General features: G+C 61.6%; 20 protein-coding genes. 9 read left to right on the top strand and 11 right to left on the bottom strand.

Annotated features, from left to right (window positions below; translation table 11 throughout):
• Positions 1-111 precede the first annotated feature (111 nt).
• The 4 genes from H043_RS0109250 to H043_RS0109235 are packed head-to-tail and all read left to right on the top strand — an operon-like array spanning position 112 to position 3,501.
• Positions 112-801: a GNAT family N-acetyltransferase gene (locus H043_RS0109250; RefSeq protein ID WP_027611599.1), complete on the top strand. Its 690-nt coding sequence runs from the start codon at positions 112-114 to the stop codon at positions 799-801.
• A 4-nt stretch (positions 802-805) separates the two neighbouring features.
• On the top strand, positions 806-1,990 hold the full coding sequence (locus H043_RS0109245; RefSeq protein ID WP_027611598.1) for a GNAT family N-acetyltransferase: 1,185 nt from the start codon (positions 806-808) through the stop codon (positions 1,988-1,990).
• Positions 1,962-2,753, top strand: a complete 792-nt coding sequence (locus H043_RS0109240; protein ID WP_027611597.1) for a ChbG/HpnK family deacetylase — start codon at positions 1,962-1,964, stop codon at positions 2,751-2,753. Before H043_RS0109245 ends, H043_RS0109240 begins: the two co-directional genes overlap by 29 nt.
• Before the next feature lie 55 nt (positions 2,754-2,808).
• Positions 2,809-3,501, top strand: a complete 693-nt coding sequence (locus H043_RS0109235) for a GNAT family N-acetyltransferase (protein ID WP_027611596.1) — start codon at positions 2,809-2,811, stop codon at positions 3,499-3,501.
• Between the two features lie 135 nt (positions 3,502-3,636).
• Here H043_RS0109235 and H043_RS0109230 read toward each other — a convergent pair whose 3' ends face one another.
• Positions 3,637-4,443 carry a class I SAM-dependent methyltransferase gene (locus H043_RS0109230; protein ID WP_027611595.1) on the bottom strand — a complete coding sequence of 269 codons (807 nt, stop codon included), beginning with the start codon at positions 4,441-4,443 and terminating at the stop codon, positions 3,637-3,639.
• A 201-nt stretch (positions 4,444-4,644) separates the two neighbouring features.
• Positions 4,645-5,532 (bottom strand): LysR family transcriptional regulator, encoded by an 888-nt coding sequence (locus H043_RS0109225; protein WP_027611594.1) that lies wholly within the window; start codon positions 5,530-5,532, stop codon positions 4,645-4,647.
• A gap of 129 nt (positions 5,533-5,661) precedes the next feature.
• Here H043_RS0109225 and H043_RS0109220 point away from each other — a divergent pair, with 129 nt between their 5' ends.
• Together H043_RS0109220 and H043_RS0109215 are read left to right on the top strand one after the other, a co-directional pair.
• Positions 5,662-6,678: an alpha/beta hydrolase gene (locus H043_RS0109220; RefSeq protein ID WP_027611593.1), complete on the top strand. Its 1,017-nt coding sequence runs from the start codon at positions 5,662-5,664 to the stop codon at positions 6,676-6,678.
• A 206-nt stretch (positions 6,679-6,884) separates the two neighbouring features.
• The gene (locus H043_RS0109215) at positions 6,885-8,312 is read left to right on the top strand and encodes a mechanosensitive ion channel family protein (protein WP_027611592.1); all 1,428 of its coding nucleotides are present in this window, start codon (positions 6,885-6,887) and stop codon (positions 8,310-8,312) included.
• Positions 8,313-8,504: 192 nt separating this feature from the next.
• Here H043_RS0109215 and ycaC read toward each other — a convergent pair whose 3' ends face one another.
• The 6 genes from ycaC to H043_RS30640 all read right to left on the bottom strand — a co-directional run bounded on the left by ycaC (position 8,505) and on the right by H043_RS30640 (position 13,438).
• A complete protein-coding gene (gene ycaC / locus H043_RS0109210; protein ID WP_007961287.1) occupies positions 8,505-9,128 on the bottom strand; it encodes an isochorismate family cysteine hydrolase YcaC in 624 nt (207 codons plus the stop codon).
• Positions 9,129-9,196: 68 nt separating this feature from the next.
• Entirely contained in the window at positions 9,197-11,035 is a 1,839-nt protein-coding gene (locus tag H043_RS0109205; protein ID WP_027611591.1) for an amidohydrolase, read from the bottom strand.
• A gap of 40 nt (positions 11,036-11,075) precedes the next feature.
• Positions 11,076-11,702 (bottom strand): antibiotic biosynthesis monooxygenase, encoded by a 627-nt coding sequence (locus tag H043_RS0109200; RefSeq protein ID WP_027611590.1) that lies wholly within the window; start codon positions 11,700-11,702, stop codon positions 11,076-11,078.
• Positions 11,695-12,111: a DoxX family protein gene (locus tag H043_RS0109195; protein WP_027611589.1), complete on the bottom strand. Its 417-nt coding sequence runs from the start codon at positions 12,109-12,111 to the stop codon at positions 11,695-11,697. The genes H043_RS0109200 and H043_RS0109195 overlap by 8 nt, the downstream gene beginning before the upstream one ends.
• Positions 12,112-12,325: 214 nt before the next feature.
• Positions 12,326-13,249 (bottom strand): LysR family transcriptional regulator, encoded by a 924-nt coding sequence (locus H043_RS0109190; protein WP_027611588.1) that lies wholly within the window; start codon positions 13,247-13,249, stop codon positions 12,326-12,328.
• Positions 13,250-13,306: 57 nt separating this feature from the next.
• Complete coding sequence (locus H043_RS30640) at positions 13,307-13,438, bottom strand: hypothetical protein (RefSeq protein ID WP_256214159.1); 132 nt, start codon at positions 13,436-13,438, stop codon at positions 13,307-13,309.
• Positions 13,439-13,556: 118 nt separating this feature from the next.
• Here H043_RS30640 and H043_RS0109180 point away from each other — a divergent pair, with 118 nt between their 5' ends.
• Complete coding sequence (locus tag H043_RS0109180; protein WP_027611587.1) at positions 13,557-14,012, top strand: helix-turn-helix domain-containing protein; 456 nt, start codon at positions 13,557-13,559, stop codon at positions 14,010-14,012.
• 34 nt (positions 14,013-14,046) lie between these two features.
• On the opposite strand, the gene H043_RS0109175 is transcribed toward H043_RS0109180, so the two are convergent.
• Positions 14,047-14,616, bottom strand: coding sequence for a flavodoxin family protein (locus H043_RS0109175; protein ID WP_027611586.1), 570 nt, complete (start codon positions 14,614-14,616; stop codon positions 14,047-14,049).
• A gap of 343 nt (positions 14,617-14,959) precedes the next feature.
• Here H043_RS0109175 and H043_RS0109170 point away from each other — a divergent pair, with 343 nt between their 5' ends.
• On the top strand, positions 14,960-17,767 hold the full coding sequence (locus H043_RS0109170; protein WP_027611585.1) for a winged helix-turn-helix domain-containing protein: 2,808 nt from the start codon (positions 14,960-14,962) through the stop codon (positions 17,765-17,767).
• Here the strand turns inward: H043_RS0109170 and H043_RS0109165 are convergent.
• Both H043_RS0109165 and H043_RS0109160 read right to left on the bottom strand, forming a co-directional pair.
• Positions 17,732-19,201: a winged helix-turn-helix domain-containing protein gene (locus tag H043_RS0109165; protein WP_027611584.1), complete on the bottom strand. Its 1,470-nt coding sequence runs from the start codon at positions 19,199-19,201 to the stop codon at positions 17,732-17,734. The two genes, H043_RS0109170 and H043_RS0109165, sit on opposite strands and share 36 nt — an antisense overlap.
• Before the next feature lie 90 nt (positions 19,202-19,291).
• Complete coding sequence (locus H043_RS0109160) at positions 19,292-20,242, bottom strand: GlxA family transcriptional regulator (RefSeq protein ID WP_027611583.1); 951 nt, start codon at positions 20,240-20,242, stop codon at positions 19,292-19,294.
• A 220-nt stretch (positions 20,243-20,462) separates the two neighbouring features.
• Between H043_RS0109160 and H043_RS0109155 the strand changes: the two genes are divergently transcribed.
• Entirely contained in the window at positions 20,463-21,185 is a 723-nt protein-coding gene (locus H043_RS0109155; protein ID WP_027611582.1) for a pirin family protein, read from the top strand.
• The last annotated feature ends 1 nt before the right edge of the window (position 21,186 follow it).

Raw genomic sequence — 21,186 nt, 5'->3', positions numbered from 1 at the left:
CTTTTAGCCTGTAAATGCGGGGCCGCTTCGCAGCCCATCGGGGATAAATCCCCTCGCCACAGAGCCCCTCGCCACAGTTGTTCGCCCTGCCGGAACGCCGGAGTACAGAACATGGGTACCGTCAGCAAACTCAGCCAGCACATCAAACAAAAAGGCCTGCGCGCCACCCTCGCCAAGGCATGGAAGCACTACGTGTTTTTTCATCAGGAACTGCTGTGGATGGAGCGCGATCTGGTCAGTCCGGTGCCACCGCACAGCCTCAAACCGTATCCGCCACTGCGGGTGGTAAAAATCACCGCCGACAACGCCAGCGCCTTTGCCCGCTACTTCGGCGATCGCGTCGGGACCATGGCCGAGCTGGCTAACGAAGGCCACACCGGACACATGCACCTGGACGATCAGGGCGATGCCGTGGCGTTTATCTGGGGCAGCGCACGGGACTACTTCGACCGGCATTACTACGGCTGCCTGTTCCCGGTGAAACCCGGCGAGTTCTTCGAATTCGGTGGCGAGCTGACCCGTGCCTACTGGGGCAGCGAACTCTCGGTGGACCTGCAACTGGAACTGTGGAAAGCCATGGCCGCCCAGGGCTGCGACAAGGTGGTGGACGTCTGCGAGTTCCACAACGTCCCGGCGCTGAAACTGCATCTGCGCATGGGTTACACCGAGCAAGGCCGGATCATGAATGTCTACACCCTGTTCGGTCGCTGGCGCTTCTACCGCGAAACCCGCTACAGCGGTTCGCGCCTGGATGCCCTGCGCAAACCGTCCCGTCCACCTGTCACAGCCACGGCGGTCTGAGCCTATGACGGCGCGATTCGAATGGCGCACTTCACTGTGCGCCGCCGACTTCCCGGCAGCCGCCTATGAAGCGCTGCGCCTGCAGGTGACGGATCACACACCGTTCAACCACCTGGGCTGGTTGTGCGCGGCGGAGCAGGCACTGGGCGCGGGTGAGCGCCTGCACATCCTGCTCGGTTGGGAAGCGGACGAATTGCGCCTGTGCCTGCCGCTGGTAGCGGGCCGTGAGCGCTTTGCCGGCGTGCCGTTTCGTGTACTGCACCACTTGGGCTATCCGCTGGCGGACCGGCTGGCGCTGCTGTCATTGCTCAAGGGCGAAGACATGCGCGAAGCCTTGCGCCTGATCCGCCGACAGCTGCCGCACGCCCTGCTGCAACTCAACGAATTGTCCGAGCCGGCGGGTGAGGAAAGCGCCCTGACCGAATGGATGGCCCACAGTTCCGCGGGCGAACGCCGCCTCAGTTGCCGGGTGCCGGTGCATCTGATCAGCGACGCGGATCACCAGGAGGTCTCCGGCGACCCGCGCTACAAGCTGCGGCGGGCGCGCAAACGGATTGCCGCGTGTGGCGCCCAGGTGCGGCGCATCAGTCCCGACGCGCTGAGCATGGGTCCGCTGTTGCGGGCGATCAGCGAAGTCGAAGCGGTGAGCTGGAAAGGTGACGAAGGCGTGGGGATCTTCGCCAGCGAGCGCAGTCGGCAATGGATCGAACGCGCCTTCACCGCCCTCGCCGGCCAGGGCCTGGTGCGGGTGGTGACGCTGGAACTCAACGGGCGTTGCATCAGCTATCGCCTCGGCTTGCTGGAACAGGGTCGACTCTACGATTACAACCTCGCGTTCCTGCCGCAATACGCCGATCTGGGCAGCGGCCGGGTGCTGCTGGAGGAATGGATTCGCTGGGGGCTGGATGAGCATTGGCGCTGGATCGATGCCTCGCGGGTCAGCCTGAAAAACTCCAGCCACCAACTGCACGAACGCATGACCGGACAACTGGAACACTGGCGCTGGAGTTTCTATTCCTGGCGCCCCAGCGGGATGTTGCTGGGGCTGGGGTTGCGGCTCTGGCAGCGCTTGAAACCGACGGTGCAGCAATGGCGCGCGCGACGTGCGGCCAGACCGGCATCGGCGCCCACACCTGTCGTCATCACCACGGAGGGCGATCATGCCTCGCCAAGTCATAGTCAACGCTGACGATTTCGGTTTGAGCCCGAACGAAAACGCGACGATCTTCGCCGCGTTTCAGGCCGGGGTCATCAGCTCGGCCACGGCCATGGCCAACATGCCGGCCTTCGAAGCAGCCTGCGCGATGGCCCGGCATCCGTCGCTGCAAGGTCGGGTCGGGTTGCATTTCAACCTGACCTACGGGCGGCCGCTGAGTACCTCGATCCTGCGCAGTCGCACCTTCTGCGACGGCCACGGCGTGTTCGATCTGAGCCTGCCACGGCACAGCTTTTGGCTCAGTCGCGAAGATCGCGACGCGGTGCGGGAAGAGTTGCAGGCGCAGTGGCAGCGCTGCGTCGAACATGGCGTGCGACCTAGCCATATCGACTCGCATCAGCACGTACACAACATCTGGCCGATCGGCGAAATCGTCGCGCGGTTTGCTGCTCAGCAAGGTGTGCCGATTCGTCTGGCGCGCAACCTGGGGCAGAACCTAAGTCTGCCGAAACGCGTGTTCAAGGGTCTGCTCAACTGGCGCTTGCAGAGTCTGGTCGGTGTAACGGCGGACTACGTATGTACCCCGGTAGACCTGCGCAACGATCCCGCGCCGACCGACGGCGTGCTGGAAATCGTTGCCCACCCGAATCAGCTCGGTAGCGATTTCGGTGATGCTTATCTCAACCCCGGAGAATCCCTGAGCCACGTGTTGGAGCAGCGGCTGCCGGGTGTGCCACGGGTGTCCTATGCCGATCTGCACAAGGATTTTTTACGGGGTGCCACGGCACTCGATTGATTCATCCCCACAACAGCAACATCCACCACACCGGGCTTCGGCCACGGAGGGCAACATGAGTGTTATCGAAAAACTGCGCGAACGCATTCGTCAAAAGGGCCTCGGCCGTCTCTTCGCCACCCTGTGGAAACGCTACGTGTTCTTCCACTGGGAGCTGCTGTGGATGGAGCGCGATCTGGTTTCCCCGGTGCCACCGCACAAGCTGCGCCCGTACGAAGGTTTGCGCAAAGTCGATATCACCCAGCTCAACACCGGGGCCTTCGCCAAGCACTTCGGCGACCGCGTGGAAACCATGGCCGAACTCGCCGCCGAGGGCCACACCGGGCACATGTACCTGGATGCCGACGGCCACGCGGTGGCATTCATCTGGGGCAGCATGCGCGACTACCACGACCGCCACTATTACGGCTGCTGGTTCCCGGTCAAACCCGGCGAGTTCTTCGAATTCGGCGGCGAAATGGCCCGCCCGTATTTCGGCACCAGCCTGTCGGTGGACGTGCAAGTCGCGCTCTGGGAAGCCATGGCCGCCCAAGGCTGCGACAAAGTCGTCGACGTCTGCGAAACCCACAACATCCCGGCGCTGAAACTGCACATCCGCATGGGCTACCACGAACAGGGCCGCGTCACCCACGTCTACGGCCTGTTCGGCCGCTGGCGCTTCTACCGCGAAAGCCGCTATGACGGCTCACGCCTGGACCCCCTGCGCAAACCTGGGCGGCCGGTGGTGAGTGCGGCGGCGCAGGCGTGATTCAATCGTAAAAGCGATGGCGGCTCTTTGGCCGCCATCGCGAGCAGGCTCGCTCCCACAGTGGATTTGTGTACGACACCGATCACGTGTAGGAGTGAGCCTGCTCACGATGAGGCCAGATGGAGCAACAAATTCTCAGGTTTTGCGAGCGACCAAGGTGAAGCACAACGGCATCTGCGCCTCGCGATTCAGATACTGGTCATACACCTCTTCGCGGTTCGAATGCGCATACTCCTTGAAGTGCGCGATGTTCAGGCCGGCCGCGATGGCGCCGCTGAAGATCGCGCCGAGGGTGTGTACGAACCAGTAGGACTTGGCAGCCTGCTGTTCGACCTTGCCGACGTAGACGATCGGTTCTTCCTGCACGAATGGCTCGGCGCGGAAGTAGGAGCTGGCGAGGCGGTACGGGTCTTCGGCGTCGGGGTCGACCATTTCCAGAAACGGATGGGTTTCGTAGATCACCAGTTTGCCGCCCGGCTTCAGGGTCAACGCCACGTGGCGAAAGAACTCGCCGATGTCGGGCATCCAGTTCAGCACGCCGATGGTGATCAGCGCCACGTCGAAGCGGCTGTGCAGCGCAGTCGGCAGGTGATGGATATCGCTTTCGATGAATTCGGCGTTGTGCGGCGAGCGCTGGTTCAACTCACGGGCCTGTTCGAGAAACGCCTCCGATTGATCGACGCCGACCACACTGCGCGCACCGATGGCGAACAGCGACAGGCTTTCGCGACCATTGTTGCAACCGAGTTGAATCAGCGCTTTGCCATCGACGCCGACCTGTTCCAGCTGACCGCGCAAGGTGTCATCGAGGCAGGAGAAATCAGCCTTTGATACGTCGTTCAACAGCGCTTGCCATTCCGCCGACTCACGGTGATGACGAGCAGAATCGTTCCACGCCTGTCGATTGCTGTCGATGGCGGTTTTATTGTTGGGCACTTCCATGGCGCACTCCGGGCGATGCTCGTGATTGAGCGGACCCGAGTCTAGAACAGCCCGATCAGTACGGTTGTTGCGACTTTGTAAGCCGCACCGCCGTTCCACTGTGGGAGCGGGCTTGCTCGCGAAGGCGGTGAGTCAGGCAACGGAGATGTTGGCTGACAGGACGCTTTCGCGAGCAAGCCCGCTCCCACACTTTTGGCGTGGTCACATCTGGTTGAGGCGTTCACGCAGGAATTCGACCAGTGCCTGCACCGGGCGCGAAGCCTGGCGGTGCTGCGGATACACCGCCGACAGGGTCAGCGGTTCGGGGCGGTAGTCGTCGAGCACTGGCAGCAGTCGCCCGTCCTTCAGCGCCGCGCCGACGATGAACGTCGGCAGATAAGTAATCCCCATCCCCTGCACCGCCGCGTCCCTCAGCAGCTCGCCATTGTTCACCCGCATGCGTCCGGTGACATTGACCAGCAGCGGCTTGCCCTGCCCCGCATTGAAGCGCCATTGCACCGAACGACCATGGCCGTACGGCAGGCAGTCGTGGCTGTGCAGGTCTTCGGGATTGAGCGGCGTGCCGCGTTCGGCCAGATATGCCGGGCTGGCGCAGTACACCCGTTCGATGGCGGCGATGCGCCGGGCGATCAATGTTGAGTCTTCCAGTACACCAATGCGCAGTGCCAGGTCATAACCTTCGCCAAGCAGATCCACCGGGCGGTCGCTCAAATCCACCTCCACGGTGACATCGCGATAGCGCTGCAGAAACAGCGGCAGCAGACAGCCCAGATGCGCGACGGCAAACGACAGCGGCGCACTGACGCGAATGGTCCCGCGCGGCTCGGCGGTCTGCCCGGCGATGCCCTGCTCGACCTGTTCCACTTCGCTCAGCAGACGCAGCGCCGATTCGTAGTAGCTCTGGCCCAGTGGCGTGACGTCTAGGCGTCGGGTGGAACGGTTCAACAGCCGCACACCGAGGCGCTCTTCGAGCTGCATCAAACGGCGGCTGACGAACTGCTTGGACAGGCCCAACTGATCGGCCGCAGCAGTGAAACTGCCGGAGTCCATGACCTGGCAAAAAATACGCATGTCTTCGAACGGGTTCATTGTCACTCTCTGGTAGACAGTCAAACGCTTTATAGCCGCTTTTTCACTTTTCGACAGCTCATTAATCTGTGCTCACGGTTTGAAAACAGCCCGACACAACACCAATAACTTTCGAAAATGGAATTGAGCATGAACATCAAAAAAACCCTGACCGCATCCCTCCTCGCCCTGTCCATCGGCAACGCGTTCGCCGCCGGCAGCCCGGGTGTCGAACACAACACCCAGGCGTTCCTCGAAGCCCTCGCCGCCGGCGGTGGCAAACCGCTGGAGCAACTCAGCCCGAAGGATGCCCGTGCGGTGCTGACCGGTGCGCAAGCGTCGGTAAAGGTTGACCTGTCCGGGGTTGAAGTCAGCGACAAGGCAATCAAGGTCGATGGCCAGACGATTAACCTCAAAGTGGTGCGGCCGGCCAAGGTCAAAGGTGAATTGCCGGTGTTCATGTTCTTCCACGGCGGCGGTTGGGTATTGGGCGATTACCCGACGCACCAACGCTTGATTCGCGATCTGGTGGTCGGCTCTGGAGCGGTCGCGGTCTACGTCGATTACACGCCGTCGCCGGAAGCGCAGTATCCGACAGCGATCAATCAGGCTTACGCCGCGACCCAATGGGTCGCGAAAAACGGCAAGCAGATCGGGGTCGACGGCAAGCGTCTGGCGGTGGCCGGCAACAGCGTCGGCGGCAACATGGCAGCGGTCGTGGCGCTGATGGCCAAAGAAAAGCAGAGCCCGGCCCTGCGCTTCCAACTGCTGATGTGGCCGGTGACCAACGCGCAGTTCGACGACGGCTCGTACCAGCAATTCGCCGAGGGCCACTTCCTCACCAAGGGCATGATGCAATGGTTCTGGGACAACTACACCACCAACCCGGCCGAGCGCGCACAGATCCACGCCTCGCCACTGAACGCCAGCAGCGAACAGCTCAAGGGCCTGCCCGCCGCGCTGGTGCAGACCGCCGAGTTCGATGTGTTGCGTGATGAAGGCGAAGGCTATGCGCGGCATCTGGATGCGGCCGGTGTGCCGGTGACGTCGGTGCGTTACAACGGGATGATTCATGACTTTGGCTTGCTCAATCCGCTGAGCCAGATTCCCGAAGTGAAAGCGGCCGTGCGCCAGGCCGCGGCTGAGCTGAAAACACATCTGAACTGAGCCCCCTCCCTCGCCACACCTGACGGTGTGGCGAGTTTTTTGTCTGCAGGAACCCTTGTGGTGAGGGGATTCATCCCCGATGGGTTGCGAAGCGACCCCGCCGCTAACCAGAAAGGCAGGGGACTGCTGCGCAGTCCATCGGGGATGAATCCCCTCACCACAAAAGCCTCTTCAACACCAACGTTCATGCAGTTCCGGAGATCGCCATGTCCATCCTCCTCACTCACCCACTGTCCTGGAGCGCCGCCCTGCTGCTGCTCGATGCGCTGCTCTGGCACCTCGCGCCGTTTCAGCATCGCGCACCGAGAGTCGGCATTCGCCTGGCGCTGTTTCTGGCGTTCAGCGCATTGATCATCAACGCCGAGATCAGCCCATTGCAGGCGCCGCTGTTCGCCGATGACCGGGTGATGCAACTGGGCGCGACCGCATTGGGAATTGTCTGGTGGCTGTACGCCGCGCGGGTGCTGACCGAAGTCATCGGTCTGGCACTGATGCGGCGCATCGGCCACAGCGGTCGGCTGTTGCAGGACGTGATCGGTGCGCTGGTGTTTCTGGCGGCGATCGTCGCGGCCGCCGGCTATGTGCTGGAACTGCCGGTCAAAGGCTTGCTGGCGACCTCTGGGGTAGTGGCGATCGTCGTTGGTCTGGCATTGCAAAGCACCTTGAGCGACGTGTTCTCGGGAATCGTGCTCAACACCACCAAGCCGTATCAGGTCGACGATTTCGTGGTGATCGACGGTGTCGAGGGCAAGGTCATCGACATCGACTGGCGCGCCACGCATCTGTTGACCAGCAGCGGCACGCTGGCCGTGGTGCCGAACTCGGTGGCGGCCAAGGCGAAGATCGTCAATCTCAGTCGCCCGACCAACTTGCACGGGGTGTCGATCAGCATCAAGGTGCCGAATCACATTCGCCCACGGCGGGTGCTCGACGCCCTCGACCGCACGCTGCAGGGCAGCAGCAGTCTGCTGCTCAATCCGCCGCCCAAAGCCGTGTTGAAAGAGGCCGGCGAGGAGATGTCGGAGTACGTCGCCAGCGGCTTCATCAGTGAACTGAGCAAGAAAGGCGAAGTGCGCAATCAACTGTTCGACCTCGCCCATCGGCATCTCGAAGCCGCAGGTATTTCCCGGCATCCCGATGGCGTGATCGAGCCCTCGACCCGCGCCCGGGCGTTGCTCGATGAAGTGAAAGTTTTCCGCTCGCTGAGCCATGAGGAACGTGATCGCCTCGCCGAATCGATGGTCGCGCAGCAATACGCGGCCGGTCAGGTGGTGCTGGGGCTGGATGAAGTGCCCGACAGTCTGTTTGTCATCGCCACGGGTGTGGTCAGTGCAACCGTGCCCGACGGCAATGGCCAGACCGAAGCCGGACGCATGGGGCCGAGCGAGGTCATGGGCGAACAGAGCATCCTCGCCGATACCCCGTCGCAAGCCACGTTCACCGCGCTGACGTCGAGCATCATCTATCGCCTCGACAAAGCGCTGACCCGCCAATGCATGGAGCAGCGCAGCGAAGTCGGCCAGGCGCTGAACAAATTGCAGGCCGTGCGACAGCAGAACAGCCGGCTGGCGTTGATGGCCAAACCGGTGGCGGTGCGCAAGGGTGGTTTTTTGGGTTGGCTGCAAAAGCGCTGATGCGAGAGCAAGATCAAGAGCCCCCCTCACCCCAACCCTCTCCCCCAAGGGGGCGAGGGGGAAAGGGAGCCGATCTCCGTGTACTTCAATTTCGGAGATCGGCTCGGTATTGCAGGTCGGCGTATCGCGAACAAACCCCTCGGTCGGTCCCCTCTCCCTCTGGGAGAGGGCTAGGGTGAGGGGCTTCAGGCATCACTTGGCCGTGAACTTGGTGTAGCTGTTGATCAGGTTGCGGTAGTTCGGCAGGCGTTCGGACAGCAGATGCGCCAGGCCTTCCATGTCGTTGCGCCAGTCACCTTGCAGCTCGCACGCTACCGAGAACCAGTTCAGCAGGTGTGCACCGGCGGCCGACATGCGCGCCCACGCGGCTTGTTGCACGGTGGTGTTGAAGGTGCCGGAAGAATCGGTGACCACGAACACTTCGAAACCTTCAGCAATGGCCGACAGGGTCGGGAATGCTACGCAGACGTCCGTCACCACACCGGCGATGATCAGTTGCTTGCGGCCGGTGGCCTTGATCGCTTTGACGAAGTCTTCGTTGTCCCAGGCATTGATCTGGCCAGGGCGCTGAATGAACGGTGCATCGGGGAATTGCTCGCGCAACTCAGGCACGATCGGGCCGTTCGGGCCGGCATCGAAACTGGTGGTGAGGATGGTCGGCAGCTTGAAGAACTTGGCGATGTCGCCCAGTGCCAGCACGTTGTTCTTGAACTCGTTGGGGGTGAAATCCTGTACCAGCGAGATCAGACCGGTCTGGTGGTCGACCAGCAGCACGACCGCATCATCTTTGTTCAGACGCTTGTAGGGAACGCTCATGGGAAACTCCTCGGTGGATGGTTGTTGCGTGAGGCGCCGACCGGTTGGCCGGCGCTTTTTTGTAGTGATCAGAAAGCGAAACAGGAACAGCCGAACGCGCCCCAGAAACCGGCGAAGTCGCTGACCGGTGCGTTCGACAGTCGGGCTTTTTCATGGCTGTGCGCGTGCACTGCGCAAGCACCGACGCACTGGTGCACTTGCGCCTGCAAAGGCGAGTTCGGGCGCCAGTGGCCCGGCACTTTGACCACCGGCGACCAGTCCGGCAGCACGGGGATCGAGCGTGGGCCGAGGTCTTCGAAATCGCCGGCGGCGTAAACGATCTTGCCGCCGACCACGGTCAATACCGACTCGATCCACTTGATCGCTTCTTCCTCGACATGGAAGAAGTCCGCGCTCAGCGCCGCCAGATCCGCCAGTTGCCCGACCTTGATCTGGCCCTTCTTGCCCTGTTCCGACGAGAACCAGGCGCTGCCGTGGGTGAACAGTTCCAGTGCGGTAGTGCGTGGCAGACCTTCTTCGTACAGGGCCAAACCGCCGACGGTGCGACCGCTGACCATCCAGTACAGAGATGTCCATGGGTTGTAGCTGGATACCCGGGTGGCATCGGTGCCGGCGCCGACCGGTATGCCTTCGGCGAGCATGCGTTTGATCGGCGGCGTGGCTTCGGCGGCTTTCGCGCCGTAACGGTCGACGAAGTATTCGCCCTGGAACGCCATGCGATCCTGAATCGCAATGCCGCCGCCCAGCGCCCTCACCCGCTCAATGTTCTGCGGTGTGATGGTTTCGGCGTGGTCGAAGAACCACGGCAGACCGTTGAACGGAATATCGCGATTGACCTTCTCGAACACGTCGAGCATGCGGCTGATCGATTCGTTGTAAGTGGCGTGCAGACGGAACGGCCAGCGCTGCTCGACCAGATGGCGCACCACCGGTTCCAGCTCCTGCTCCATGGTCTGCGGCAGGTCCGGGCGCGGTTCGAGAAAGTCTTCGAAGTCGGCGGCGGAGAACACCAGCATCTCGCCAGCGCCGTTGTGCCGCAGGTAATCGTCGCCCTGGTGCAACTTGACGCTGCTGGTCCAGTTCTGGAAATCAGTCAGCTCTTCTTTGGGCTTCTGGGTGAACAGGTTGTAGGCGATGCGCACGGTCAACTGATCATCCTTGGCCAGTTGCTCGATCACCTGATAGTCATCTGGATAGTTCTGGAAACCACCGCCGGCATCGATCGCGCTGGTCAGGCCGAGGCGATTGAGTTCGCGCATGAACTGCCGGGTCGAGTTGACCTGATAGTCCAGCGGCAGCTTCGGCCCCTTGGCCAGCGTCGAGTACAGAATCATCGCATTGGGTTTTGCCACCAGCATGCCGGTCGGGTTGCCGTTGGCATCGCGCACGATCTCGCCACCCGGTGGGTTCGGCGTGTCGCGGGTGTAACCGGCAACGCGCAGTGCGGCGCGGTTGAGCAGCGCGCGGTCGTACAGGTGCAGGACGAATACCGGAGTGTCCGGTGCGGCCTGGTTGAGTTCCTCAAGAGTCGGCATGCGTTTTTCGGCGAACTGGAATTCGTTCCAGCCACCAACCACGCGCACCCATTGCGGAGTCGGCGTACGGTCGGCCTGCTCCTTGAGCATGCGCAACGCATCGGCCAGCGACGGTACGCCTTCCCAACGCAGTTCGAGGTTGTAGTTGAGGCCGCCACGGATCAGGTGCAGGTGCGAGTCGTTGAGGCCAGGAATGACGCAGCGGCCTTTCATGTCGACCACTTGCGTGGCGCTGCCCTTGAGGGCCATGGCCTCGGCATCGTTACCGACGGCAACGAAGCGGCCGTCCTTGATTGCCACGGCGCTGGCCAGTGGTTTTTCCCGGTCTACGGTATGAAATTGGCCATTGAATAAAATCAGATCGGCGCTCATCGCAGTTCCTCAAGCAAAAGTGAAAAGAAGCTAACCCCGCTCAACGCGGCGAGGTTTCTTGGGAATCGAGGTGTTCATGGGCCTGGCTGGCTTCCAGCCACGGGGTGAACAATCGGGTGACAGGCGGCATTACCACGTACACCACCGAGAGGACGATGGTCAGGGTGATCAGGAACGTGGCGACCACGTAGTTGGACAGAAGCGGATGCAGCGCCAGCAGCGGCCCCCAGATCAGCGGCACCAGCAGGGTGTGCGGCAGAATCACCAGCAGCGAAACCACGGCCTGCTTCCAGCGCGGCGGCGGCGAAGCGGCATCGGCCAGCGGGGAGAACCAGAACTCGTTGACCGGGGCGACTTCAGTCTGATCACCGTCGGCCAACATCGGCGCAGCCTCGGCGACCAGCGCCTGACGCTCGGAGGATTCCAGCCAACCCTGCATGGCCTCGGTGGAGCTGAAGCGCAGCACGCAGGTGTAAAAATCCAGACGCCCGCGCTTGCCGCGCACCACGTCCACACCCAGATGCCCTTCGCGCTGCCCGGCAACGCGCACGATGTTGCGCAGCCACGCTTCATACGCTGATTCGAAACCGGCCTTGACCGAGTGCTTGATGATCAACGTGACAGTCTCATCGGCCCCCGGTGCTTGTTGATTAAGGACTTCAGGCATAACGCAGCACTCCGGGCAAACGAACAGGAATTGCCAGCCGTCCAGGCCCGGCGATCAATACAGTGGTGAAAAGAATCAACAGCAACCAGCCGAACTGCCCCTCGGCCACACTCCATTGCGGGTGCACGACCAGCAGCGCCACCAGCAGAACAAAAAGAATAGGCAAGCAGGCCAATCGCGCCAGCACCCCGGCGACGATCAGTAGAGGGCAAAGAACTTCAGCGAAAATCGCCAGGCAGAGTGTGAGGTGCGCGCCGAGGTGGAACGGATCTTCGATCTGCTGCAATTGCGCGTTGAAATCCAGCAGTTTGGGCAAACCGTGCACCCACAGCAGAAACAATCCGCCGCTGACCCGCAGAAACAGCAGACCGACATCCTGTGCCTGTTCATCGTGTTGTGATGCGCTCATGACCCTACCCTTAAATCCTTATCGGGTTGAATCATGCTCGGTGCGGGCGAGGGAAAATTGAATGGATGTGCTCTCTTTCAGGCGAGTCGGATTCCTGTGCGAGCGAGCCTGGTACGGGCGGCGATCCGACAGTGGCGTCCGGTCAGCCAGCATCATTGTTGAATGACACACCGCTTTCGCGAGCAAGCCCGCTCCCACAGGGAAATTTGGCGCGTCAGGAATGCGGGATATCCAGCGGCGCCGCCATGAACTGGCTGATCCGCGAACGCAGCCAGCGCTCGGCCGGGTCGTTGTCATGCACCCCGCTCCAGGCCATCGACAGCTGTGCGGCGTCGATCGGGAACGGTGGATCTTCAGCGCGCAAGGCGCAGCCTTCGACCAGCGCACACGCGGCATAGTCCGGCACGGTAGCAATCATTTCAGTGCCGGCGAGCAACGCACGCAAACCGCTGAACTGCGGCACGCCGAGCACCACGCGCCGACGCCGGCCAACCTTGGCCAGGTCCAGATCGATGTTGCCGCTCAGGTCACCGGAGAACGACACCATCGCGTGCGGGCGCTCGCAGTATTCATCCAGCGTCAGCGGCCCCGGGCGATCATCGCCGCGTAGCACTTTGCAGGGAATGTCGCGCAGTTTCTTGCGCTTGGCGTTGGCCGGCAGATCGGTGGTGTAACTGACCCCGACCGAGATTTCCCCGGACGCCAGCAGCGCCGGCATCAACAGATAATTGGCACGGCGCACCACCACGACAATCCCCGGTGCTTCCTGCTGAAGCTGTCGCAGCAGCGGCGGAAACAGACCGAACTCGGCGTCGTCCGACAGGCCGATGCGGAACACATCGCAACTGCTGGCCGGGTCGAACTCCTTGGCCCGGCTGACCGCGCCGGAGATCACATCCATCGCCGGTTGCAGCTCCTGCAGAATCGCCAGCGCGCGGGCGGTCGGCTCCATGCTGCGACCGTTGCGCAGCAGCAAAGGATCATCGAACAGGTCGCGCAAACGACCCAGCGCCGCACTGACCGCCGGTTGGCCCATGAACAGTTTTTCGGCGACGCGGGTCAGGTTCTTTTCGAACATCAACGCTTCGAAAATCACCAGCAGGTTCATGTCGACGCGACGCAGATCGTTACGGTTCATGGGCTCGTGTTCCTTGCTTGAGAAGTCGTGTTCAGTCGGGTGCGATAGCGCCGTACTTTACTTGATCAACGGTACGCTGGCCGCACGTTTGTATGGGCCGTATTCCACCGGCAGCCATTTGGAAGGTTTGTCGATGGCGGCGACTTGCAGCGATGTGCTGAGTTCAACGTTTTGCGGCGCAATTAACAACGTTTAACTCGTCAGTCTTCCGGCCCCGTCCAACAATGAAACCCTCTGCGAAACATTGTTTTTTTGACCAGAGGGAAACGTGCCGAGCGTGCGTTGCCCCCCGACACGGACATTGGCCATGGCTCACTTACAACAAACAGTCGCCCTCGCCCCCTCCAGCGAATCCCGCACACCGCGCATCGGCGGCCTCAGTCCGCAACGCGAACGGCGGGCCAAACAGTTGATCCTCGACCGCCTGGGTGAAAGCCTGGAAGTCACCGAACTGGCAGAGGCCTGTTCGTTGTCACGCAGTCATTTTTCCCGGGCGTTCAAATGCAGTACCGGACTCTCGCCACAGGACTGGATCCGCACCCAGCGCATCGCTCGTGCCAAGCAGTTGATCCGGCTCACCCACTTGAGCCTGACGCAGATCAGCCTGGAATGTGGCTTCTGCGATCAGGCACATTTCTGCCATATCTTCACCCGCAGCGAAGGGATCAGCCCTTTCGCCTGGCGGTGTCGTGAGGTGCCGGGCATGAAGGCCGAAAAGCCACCAGCGTCGGCCGCGCCTGTCGGCATACGCCTGGCGGTCTAGACGCTGTCGCGCGCCAAGCTCATTTCCCTGCGCTTCATTGCTGCCTCAACCGCTGCGCCACTTGCGCCACCCGCTCGCCCAGGTGTGCCGCCGTGCGCCGGTCTTCGAGCGGCGGCGCCTGCTCGGGGGGCTGTTCGACATTGGATTGGGACATGGCCCCGAGCGCGCTGCCCAGACGATTCAACTGACCATCGAAGCAGCCCGCCACCGAGCGCGCCGGGAGCAGGTCGAGACCCACCCAGATCATCGAATGCTGCGCGGCGAACACCGCCATTTGCAGCAATGTATTGAGCTTGTCCCCGCACAGGCTTCCGGAATTGGTGAACCCGGCGGCAACCTTGTTGCGCCATGGTTTTGCCAGATAGAACGCCGCGCTGGCCTCCATGAAATGCTTGAAGCCCGCCGACGCGCTGCCCATGTAAGTCGGCGCACCGAAAATGATCGCGTCGGCGCGGTGCAACTCATCCCAATAGAACTCGACCTCTTCTACCGCCACCAACCGGCAGGTACTGCCCAAGTGCCGTTCGACGCCCTGCGCCACGGCTTCTGCCATGACGCGAGTGTGGCCATAGCCGCTGTGATAGACCACCACCACGTTGCTCATTGCGCCGTCCTCCGCACGCGTGCACTCCATTGCAGCCGTCAGGTCCAGGCCTGCTTCATCGGATTTTTGGGCTTGAAGCGAACACAGACGAGTTAATCGTTGTTAATTGTCCGCGAGACAAAGCGCTGGTCTGAACATTGCAGCGGGCAAAAATGCCGATCGCTGCATCACTTTCGAGCATTGCCGGCAATCTGCACGTTGCACTGACGCCAGAACCTGCGGAATATGTCGGCAAAACTGCGGATTAGAAGGCTTGCGTGCCGCTGACGCTGATCCGCACTGCCCTTCACGGAGGCTTCACACGCCGTGGGCAGGATTATAAAAATTTCGCAGGAGTGAGCTGTTGAGTCTTCCCCCGAATCAGGCCCTCGGTTTCGGCCCCTATCGGATTCAGCCCGGCAAACGGCTGCTGCTTGAGGGCGAGCAGCCGTTACGCCTGGGCCGACGTGCCATGGATATTCTGCTGATCCTGCTGGCGCATGCCGGCGATGTCGTGAGCAAGCAGCAACTGATTGCCGGCGTGTGGCCGGACAGCGTCGTCGAAGACATCAATCTGCGGGTGCACATGGCGGCGTTGCGCAAAGCCCTGGGCGATGGTCAGGGCGGGCAGCGATACATCGTCACGGTGGCGCAGCGCGGCTACAGCTTTGTCGCACCGATCAGGCTGCAATCGATCGAACAGCACACCTGCGCAGAGACCGGCACCCGGCATAACCTGCCACTGCGCCGCACGCGAATGATCGGCCGCCAGCCGCTGGTCGACAGCCTGATCAGGCAGTTGCCACGCCAGCGCTGCATCACGCTGGTCGGCCCCGGCGGCATCGGCAAAACCACCGTGGCCCTGCGCGTTGCCGAGCAGATGATCGGCCACTATCGGGACGGTATCCGGCTGCTGGATCTTTCGCCGATCAACGACGCACGAATGATCTGCTCGCACTTGGCGGCCCTGCTGGACGTGGTGCCGCATGACAACGATCCGCTGACCCACCTCGTCAATGCGCTGCGCGAGCGCCAGATGCTGCTGGTGATCGACAACTGCGAACACCTGATCGACGCCATGGCACTGCTCAGCGAGAGCATTTTGCGCGGTGCGCCGCAGGTTCACATTCTGGCCACCAGCCGCGAGAGCCTGCGTGCCGAAGGCGAGTATGTGCAACGTCTCGAATCCCTCGATTACCCGCCGCCGATTGCCGTGCTTGATCATGCGCAGGCGTTGAGTTTTTCGGCACTGCAACTGTTTGCCGAACGCGCCCTGGCCGCGCACGAGGGCTTCGAATTGAGCGACGCCGAGTTGCCCGATGCGCTTGAAATCTGTCGGCGTCTGGACGGCATTCCGCTGGCGCTGGAGCTGGCGGCGGCGCAGGTTGGAGAACTCGGCCTGCAGGGTTTGCTCAGCCAGCTGCAAGGGCGTCTGCCGGTATCGGCTGCCGGCAATCAGAGCAGCGTGGAGCGCCACCAGACGCTGCGTGCCACGCTGGACTGGAGCTTCAACCTGCTGACCGATTGCGAACAGACCTGCCTGCGCCGGCTCGGCGTGTTTCGGGGGGGCTTCACGCTGGAGTCCGCCGCTGCGGTGATCGGTGGACAGCACATCCAGCCCGGCGAGGTGTTCGGTTCGATCACACAACTGGTCGCCAAATCGTTGCTCAACGTCGAAGTCGGTGACGAGGAAGTGTTCTATCGGTTGCTCGACACCACGCGCCGCTATGCCCTGGAAAAACTCGAGCAAGGCGCCGAACTCGCCGAAACCCGCGAACGCCACGCTGAACGTTGTCTGGCGCTGATGTATCAGGCGCAGACCGATTGGGAAACGACCTCAACCGCCCTGTGGATCGAACGCTACGCACGCGGTCTGGAAGACCTGCGCGCGGCGCTCGACTGGAGTCTGAACGGTGCAGGCCCCAATGATGTGGGGATTTATCTGGCCGCGACCTCGGCGCCCCTGTGGCAAGAGTTGTCGCTGCTCAAGGAATACGGCGGTTACGTGCGTCAGGCGCTGGCCCTGCTGGAAAACGCTGCCGAACCTTGCCCTCGGGTGAAGATCGCGCTGAAACTGGCGCTCGGCAGCGCCTGCTACCACACCTGGGGTGGTACCCCGGAAACCATCGCCGCATTCGTCGACGCCCATACGCTGGCGCAAGAGTACGACGACGTGGCCGGCCAACTGCGTGCAGTGTCCGGGCACATGGCGGTCAACCTCAGCTGTGGCCACTATCGGTCGGCGCTGGAACAGAGCGAACAGTTCGATCGTCTCGGCCTGCACGGCGACCCGCAGTTGTCGCTGAGTACACATCGCCTGCGGGTGTTGGCACTGCATTACGCCGGCGACCAGCAGCAGGCACGCCTGCATGCCGAGCAAGTGATTCAGCACATGGCGCAAAACGGCAATCCCAACCGTTTCACTCATGGCTTCGGCGTGCAGTACGACCAGAGCGTCGCCTCGCTGACGGTGCTTGCCCGGGTGTTGTGGCTGCAAGGTTTCCCTGAACAGGCCTGGCGGACGGCCAGGCAGGCGCTGGACATCGCCGTGCAGATCAACCACGGCACCTCGATCTGCTACACCCTGGCGCTGGCCAGTTGCCTGATTGCTCATTACAACGGTGACCCGCAAAACGCCCGTGCTTTGCTGCAGCTGTTGCTGGAGCAGGCGCAGAAGCATTCCGTATTGCTGTTCTATCGCTGGGCATGCCAGTACGCGCAGGTTCTCGACGCCGATGCCGCCGTGCCGATAGCGACCGAAGACAGCGGCCTGATCAGGGAAATCATGGTCACCCTGGACAGCAGTTTTGTTGATGACGCGTTGCTAGAGCGGGCACACAACGGAGCTGCAGGCTGGAGCACGGCGGAGATTCTGCGGGCTCGGGCCGATCAGATGTTGATTAAAGATTCGGCTTGCCCCGACAGCAACACCCGGCAAGCCGAAAAGGTCTTGCTCCAGGCACTGTCGATTGCGCAAACCCAAGGCGCCCTGGCCTGGGAACTGCGCAGCGCCACTTCGCTGGCGCAGTTGTGGCAACGGCAGAACCGCTACCGCGAAGCGCTGGAATTATTGAGCCCGATCTATCAACGCTTCACTGAGGGCTACGCCACCCCGGACTTGCGCAAGGTGCGCTGGTTACTCGACGAGTTGAGCCGCCAACTGCGAGCCTGACACCCAACGACTGCGGCTGACGAACCGCGCATGCCGACGCTCGTACTCGTTGGATTCACCGCTGCGTTCCAGTTGTTCGCGGGCGTAACGACGGGTGGTGTTGAGCATGCGATAGCGCAACCCGGCACTGCCCCGCTCCACCGCCAGCAAAGACTTCTGCGCCAACCGATCAATCATCAGGGCCAACGTCGACGGGGGTAATAGCGCGCAACTGATGACGCCCATCGCCGCATCAATGGCAAACGCCGTTTTGAAGACCGACAGGCGTTGCAGCACCCGCTGTTCCTGCTCACTCAGGTGCTGATAGCTCCAGTCCAGCGCGGCTTTCAGGGTTTGATGGCGTGGCACGGCAGTACGCCGACCATGGCTGAGCAGCTGCAAACAATTGTCGAGTTGAGACTGCAAGCCGACCAACGCCAGCGCATCAATGTGCGCCGCCGCCAGTTCAATCGCCAGTGGCAGCCCATCGAGCCGCCGACAGATGTCGCGCACAGCATTGAGATCCTGTTCACGCAGGGTAAAACCCTGCTGCCGGGCTCGGGCACGACTGACAAACAATTGCACGGCCGAATAGCTCATGGTCTCTTCGACACTGCCCAACGCTGAGGACTTGGGAATGGCCAGTGGCGGCAGGGTTTGCACGGTCTCCAGACTGGCCTGCAATGCTTCGCGACTGGTCGCAAGAATCGACAACCGTGGCGCGGCCTCCAGTAAACGTTCAACCAGAGCCTTGCAGGCTTCACGCAGATGCTCGCAGTTATCCAGCACCAGCAAGCTGTGACGCGCTGCCAGCGTGACGAGATCGGTTTCGAGGGTGTGCAACAGATAATCGAGCAGTGGCGTGGCGTCGTTGACTACCGCCAGGTCCACCAGCCAGACCCCGTCGCGAAAATGCTGTAACAGCAACTCTGCAGCACGCAACGCCACCGTGGTTTTGCCGACACCCGCAGGCCCCGTCACGGTCATCAATCGGCACAGTGGCAATTGCCGCACCATCGAGCCCACCACGGAGTCGCGACCGGTCACCGGCGTCAGCCGCACAGGCAAGTTGTGTTGTGGCGCTTGCAGGTGTTCCAGGGCCACGTGCTCGAAATTGTCGCCATGCACCGGAGCAACGAAGCTGTAGCCACATTGCGGCACATTGACGATGTAGCGTTGGCCGTTCTCACCGTCACCGAGCGCCCGGCGCAGGGCGGCAATGTGGACGCGAAGATTGATCTCTTCGACCACCGAAGTGGGCCAGACCCGTGCAATCAACTCTTCCTTTCTGACCACTCGGCCTGCACGCTCGACCAGCACCTGCAGAATGTCCAGCGCACGCCCGCCCATGCGCAGTTGCCGATCCCCGTCGAGGATCAGCCGTTGGCGCAAATGAAAGGCGTAAGGGCCGAAATACAGGACTGACGCCGAGTGCAAATCGTTGAGGCTGTTCATGCCAACTATCTTGGCAGCCTGCGATGACGGCACAACCTTCACACAGGGCGCAGCACGGACATCCGGGTGCGCACAACGGACAGAACCGCTCTAGCTGAACTGTTCGCGGTATTGCACAGGCGTAAGGCCGAGTTTTTCCGCGAACAACAGACGCATGTGCCGAACGCTGCCAAAACCACTCTTGTAGGCCACGGTTTTCAAAGGCAGGTCAGTGGTTTCCAAAAGATTTCGTGCGCAGTCGATACGCGCACTTTGCAGGAACTCCATCGGCGTCATATTGATGTCGCGGACAAACGTCCGCGCGAAGTGCCGTGCACTCATGTTGGCCAATCCAGCCATGCGCTCGACACTGAACGCTTCGTCGAGATGGTCCAGGACGTAATTCTGTACTCGGGTGATCGGGGTTTCCTGAGGCGCCACTGCCGCCATCAAGGGGCTGAACTGCGCCTGTCCACCTTGACGTTTCATCACGACAAGCAGCACTTTGGCGACGTCCTGGGCCAACTTCTTGCCGTGATCCTGCGCCACCAGCGCCAGCGCCAGGTCGATGCCGGCCGTGACCCCGCCAGAGGTGATCAGATTGCGATCCTCAATGAAAATCTGGTCGGTGGCGACGCTCGCCTTTGGAAATGCCTTGATCAGGCGTTCGGTGTAGTTCCAATGAGTGGTCACCCGATAGCCGTCGAGCAACCCGGCATGGCCGAGCACGAAGGCGCCAGTGCAGATCGAACCATATCGCTCGGTACAGGGCACGGCCGCTTTCAGCCAGGCCAGCAACGCCGGGTGTTTTTCGTTGTAAGCCCCCGGCCCTCCTGGCACCAGCAGCAAATCGTAGCGCTCAAGGGCTTGTTCGATATGCCGGTCGGTGTGTACCAGCACACCGTTGGACGCACGCAACGGCCCGCGCTCGGTGCCAAGGGTCGTCAGCTGATAGTGCGACTCCGGTTTCAAATAGCGATTGGCCACCGAAAACACTTCCAGCGGCCCGGCCATGTCGAGCAGCAGAAAGTCGGGGAACAACACCATGGCCACGGTTTTCATGGGGTACACATCACTGATAATCAAAAGTAAGCGGACAGGACAGGCTGAGCATTATGGCCAACTGCGGCACAGTCGTCGGAAAAAAATACGTGATCGAGCGCACACAACTGTCAACCAGAAACGGACAGTATTTCAATTTCCATCTACTTATTACCCCGCAGAGTAAACAGTAATCTTCTCCTCACTCGGACGAATTCACGTCCCCCAAGGAGATTTCATCATGCTGACTCTTCGCAAAGCCTCCGATCGTGGCCTCGCCAATCATGGCTGGTTGAAGTCGTTCCACACCTTTTCCTTCGCCAGCTACCGCGACCCGCGTGAACAGGGTTTTTCCGACCTGCTGGTGATCAACGATGACCGCGTTGCCGCCGGTAAAGGTTTCGGCCAGCACCCGCATCGTGACATGGAGATCTTTTCCTACGTGCTCGAAGGCGCACTGGAACATAAAGACACGTTGGGCACCGGCTCGGTGATCCGCCCTGGCGACGTACAACTGATGAGCGCCGGCAGCGGCGTGGCGCACAGCGAGTTCAACCATTCGGCCACCAAACCCGTGCACTTTTTGCAGATCTGGATTGTGCCGGAGATCAGCGGCCCCAAACCGCGCTATCAGCAGGAGCACTTCAGTGCGCAGAAAAAACGCGGTCGCCTGCAACTGATCATCTCGCCGGACGGCAGCGATGGTTCGCTGACAGTGCGCCAGGATGCGCGGGTTTACGCCGGGTTGTTCGACGGCAAGGAAAGCGCCACCCTGAAACTGTCCACCAACCGTTACGCCTACGTGCATGTCGCTCGCGGCAGTGTTGAACTCAATGGCCAGTTGCTGCAGGAAGGTGACGGCGTGCGGGTTCGCGAGGAACAGGCATTGACCCTGAGCAATGGCGTGGATGCCGAAGTCCTGGTGTTTGACCTGCGTCCGCAAGAGCTGCCGCAAATGCCATGAG

The sequence above is a fragment of the Pseudomonas sp. URIL14HWK12:I6 genome (assembly GCF_000514195.1).
In the GTDB taxonomy this organism is placed as follows: Bacteria; Pseudomonadota; Gammaproteobacteria; order Pseudomonadales; family Pseudomonadaceae; genus Aquipseudomonas; species Aquipseudomonas putida_A.
Note: the sequence above shows the minus strand (reverse complement) of the source record. Positions and strands in the feature narration are given on the sequence as shown.

Excerpts from the sequence above, each read along its gene's own strand:
- H043_RS0109165 (WP_027611584.1), bottom strand. The coding sequence starts at position 19,201 with ATGAACAGCCTCAACGATTTGCACTCGGCGTCAGTCCTGTATTTCGGC.
- H043_RS0109250 (WP_027611599.1), top strand. The coding sequence starts at position 112 with ATGGGTACCGTCAGCAAACTCAGCCAGCACATCAAACAAAAAGGCCTG.
- H043_RS0109205 (WP_027611591.1), bottom strand. The coding sequence starts at position 11,035 with ATGAGCGCCGATCTGATTTTATTCAATGGCCAATTTCATACCGTAGAC.
- H043_RS0109220 (WP_027611593.1), top strand. The coding sequence starts at position 5,662 with ATGAACATCAAAAAAACCCTGACCGCATCCCTCCTCGCCCTGTCCATC.
- H043_RS0109175 (WP_027611586.1), bottom strand. The coding sequence starts at position 14,616 with ATGAGCAACGTGGTGGTGGTCTATCACAGCGGCTATGGCCACACTCGC.
- H043_RS0109190 (WP_027611588.1), bottom strand. The coding sequence starts at position 13,249 with ATGAACCGTAACGATCTGCGTCGCGTCGACATGAACCTGCTGGTGATT.
- H043_RS0109215 (WP_027611592.1), top strand. The coding sequence starts at position 6,885 with ATGTCCATCCTCCTCACTCACCCACTGTCCTGGAGCGCCGCCCTGCTG.
- ycaC (WP_007961287.1), bottom strand. The coding sequence starts at position 9,128 with ATGAGCGTTCCCTACAAGCGTCTGAACAAAGATGATGCGGTCGTGCTG.
- H043_RS0109245 (WP_027611598.1), top strand. The coding sequence starts at position 806 with ATGACGGCGCGATTCGAATGGCGCACTTCACTGTGCGCCGCCGACTTC.
- H043_RS0109180 (WP_027611587.1), top strand. The coding sequence starts at position 13,557 with ATGGCTCACTTACAACAAACAGTCGCCCTCGCCCCCTCCAGCGAATCC.
- H043_RS0109200 (WP_027611590.1), bottom strand. The coding sequence starts at position 11,702 with ATGCCTGAAGTCCTTAATCAACAAGCACCGGGGGCCGATGAGACTGTC.
- H043_RS0109235 (WP_027611596.1), top strand. The coding sequence starts at position 2,809 with ATGAGTGTTATCGAAAAACTGCGCGAACGCATTCGTCAAAAGGGCCTC.
- H043_RS0109240 (WP_027611597.1), top strand. The coding sequence starts at position 1,962 with ATGCCTCGCCAAGTCATAGTCAACGCTGACGATTTCGGTTTGAGCCCG.
- H043_RS0109225 (WP_027611594.1), bottom strand. The coding sequence starts at position 5,532 with ATGAACCCGTTCGAAGACATGCGTATTTTTTGCCAGGTCATGGACTCC.
- H043_RS0109155 (WP_027611582.1), top strand. The coding sequence starts at position 20,463 with ATGCTGACTCTTCGCAAAGCCTCCGATCGTGGCCTCGCCAATCATGGC.
- H043_RS0109160 (WP_027611583.1), bottom strand. The coding sequence starts at position 20,242 with ATGAAAACCGTGGCCATGGTGTTGTTCCCCGACTTTCTGCTGCTCGAC.
- H043_RS0109230 (WP_027611595.1), bottom strand. The coding sequence starts at position 4,443 with ATGGAAGTGCCCAACAATAAAACCGCCATCGACAGCAATCGACAGGCG.
- H043_RS0109195 (WP_027611589.1), bottom strand. The coding sequence starts at position 12,111 with ATGAGCGCATCACAACACGATGAACAGGCACAGGATGTCGGTCTGCTG.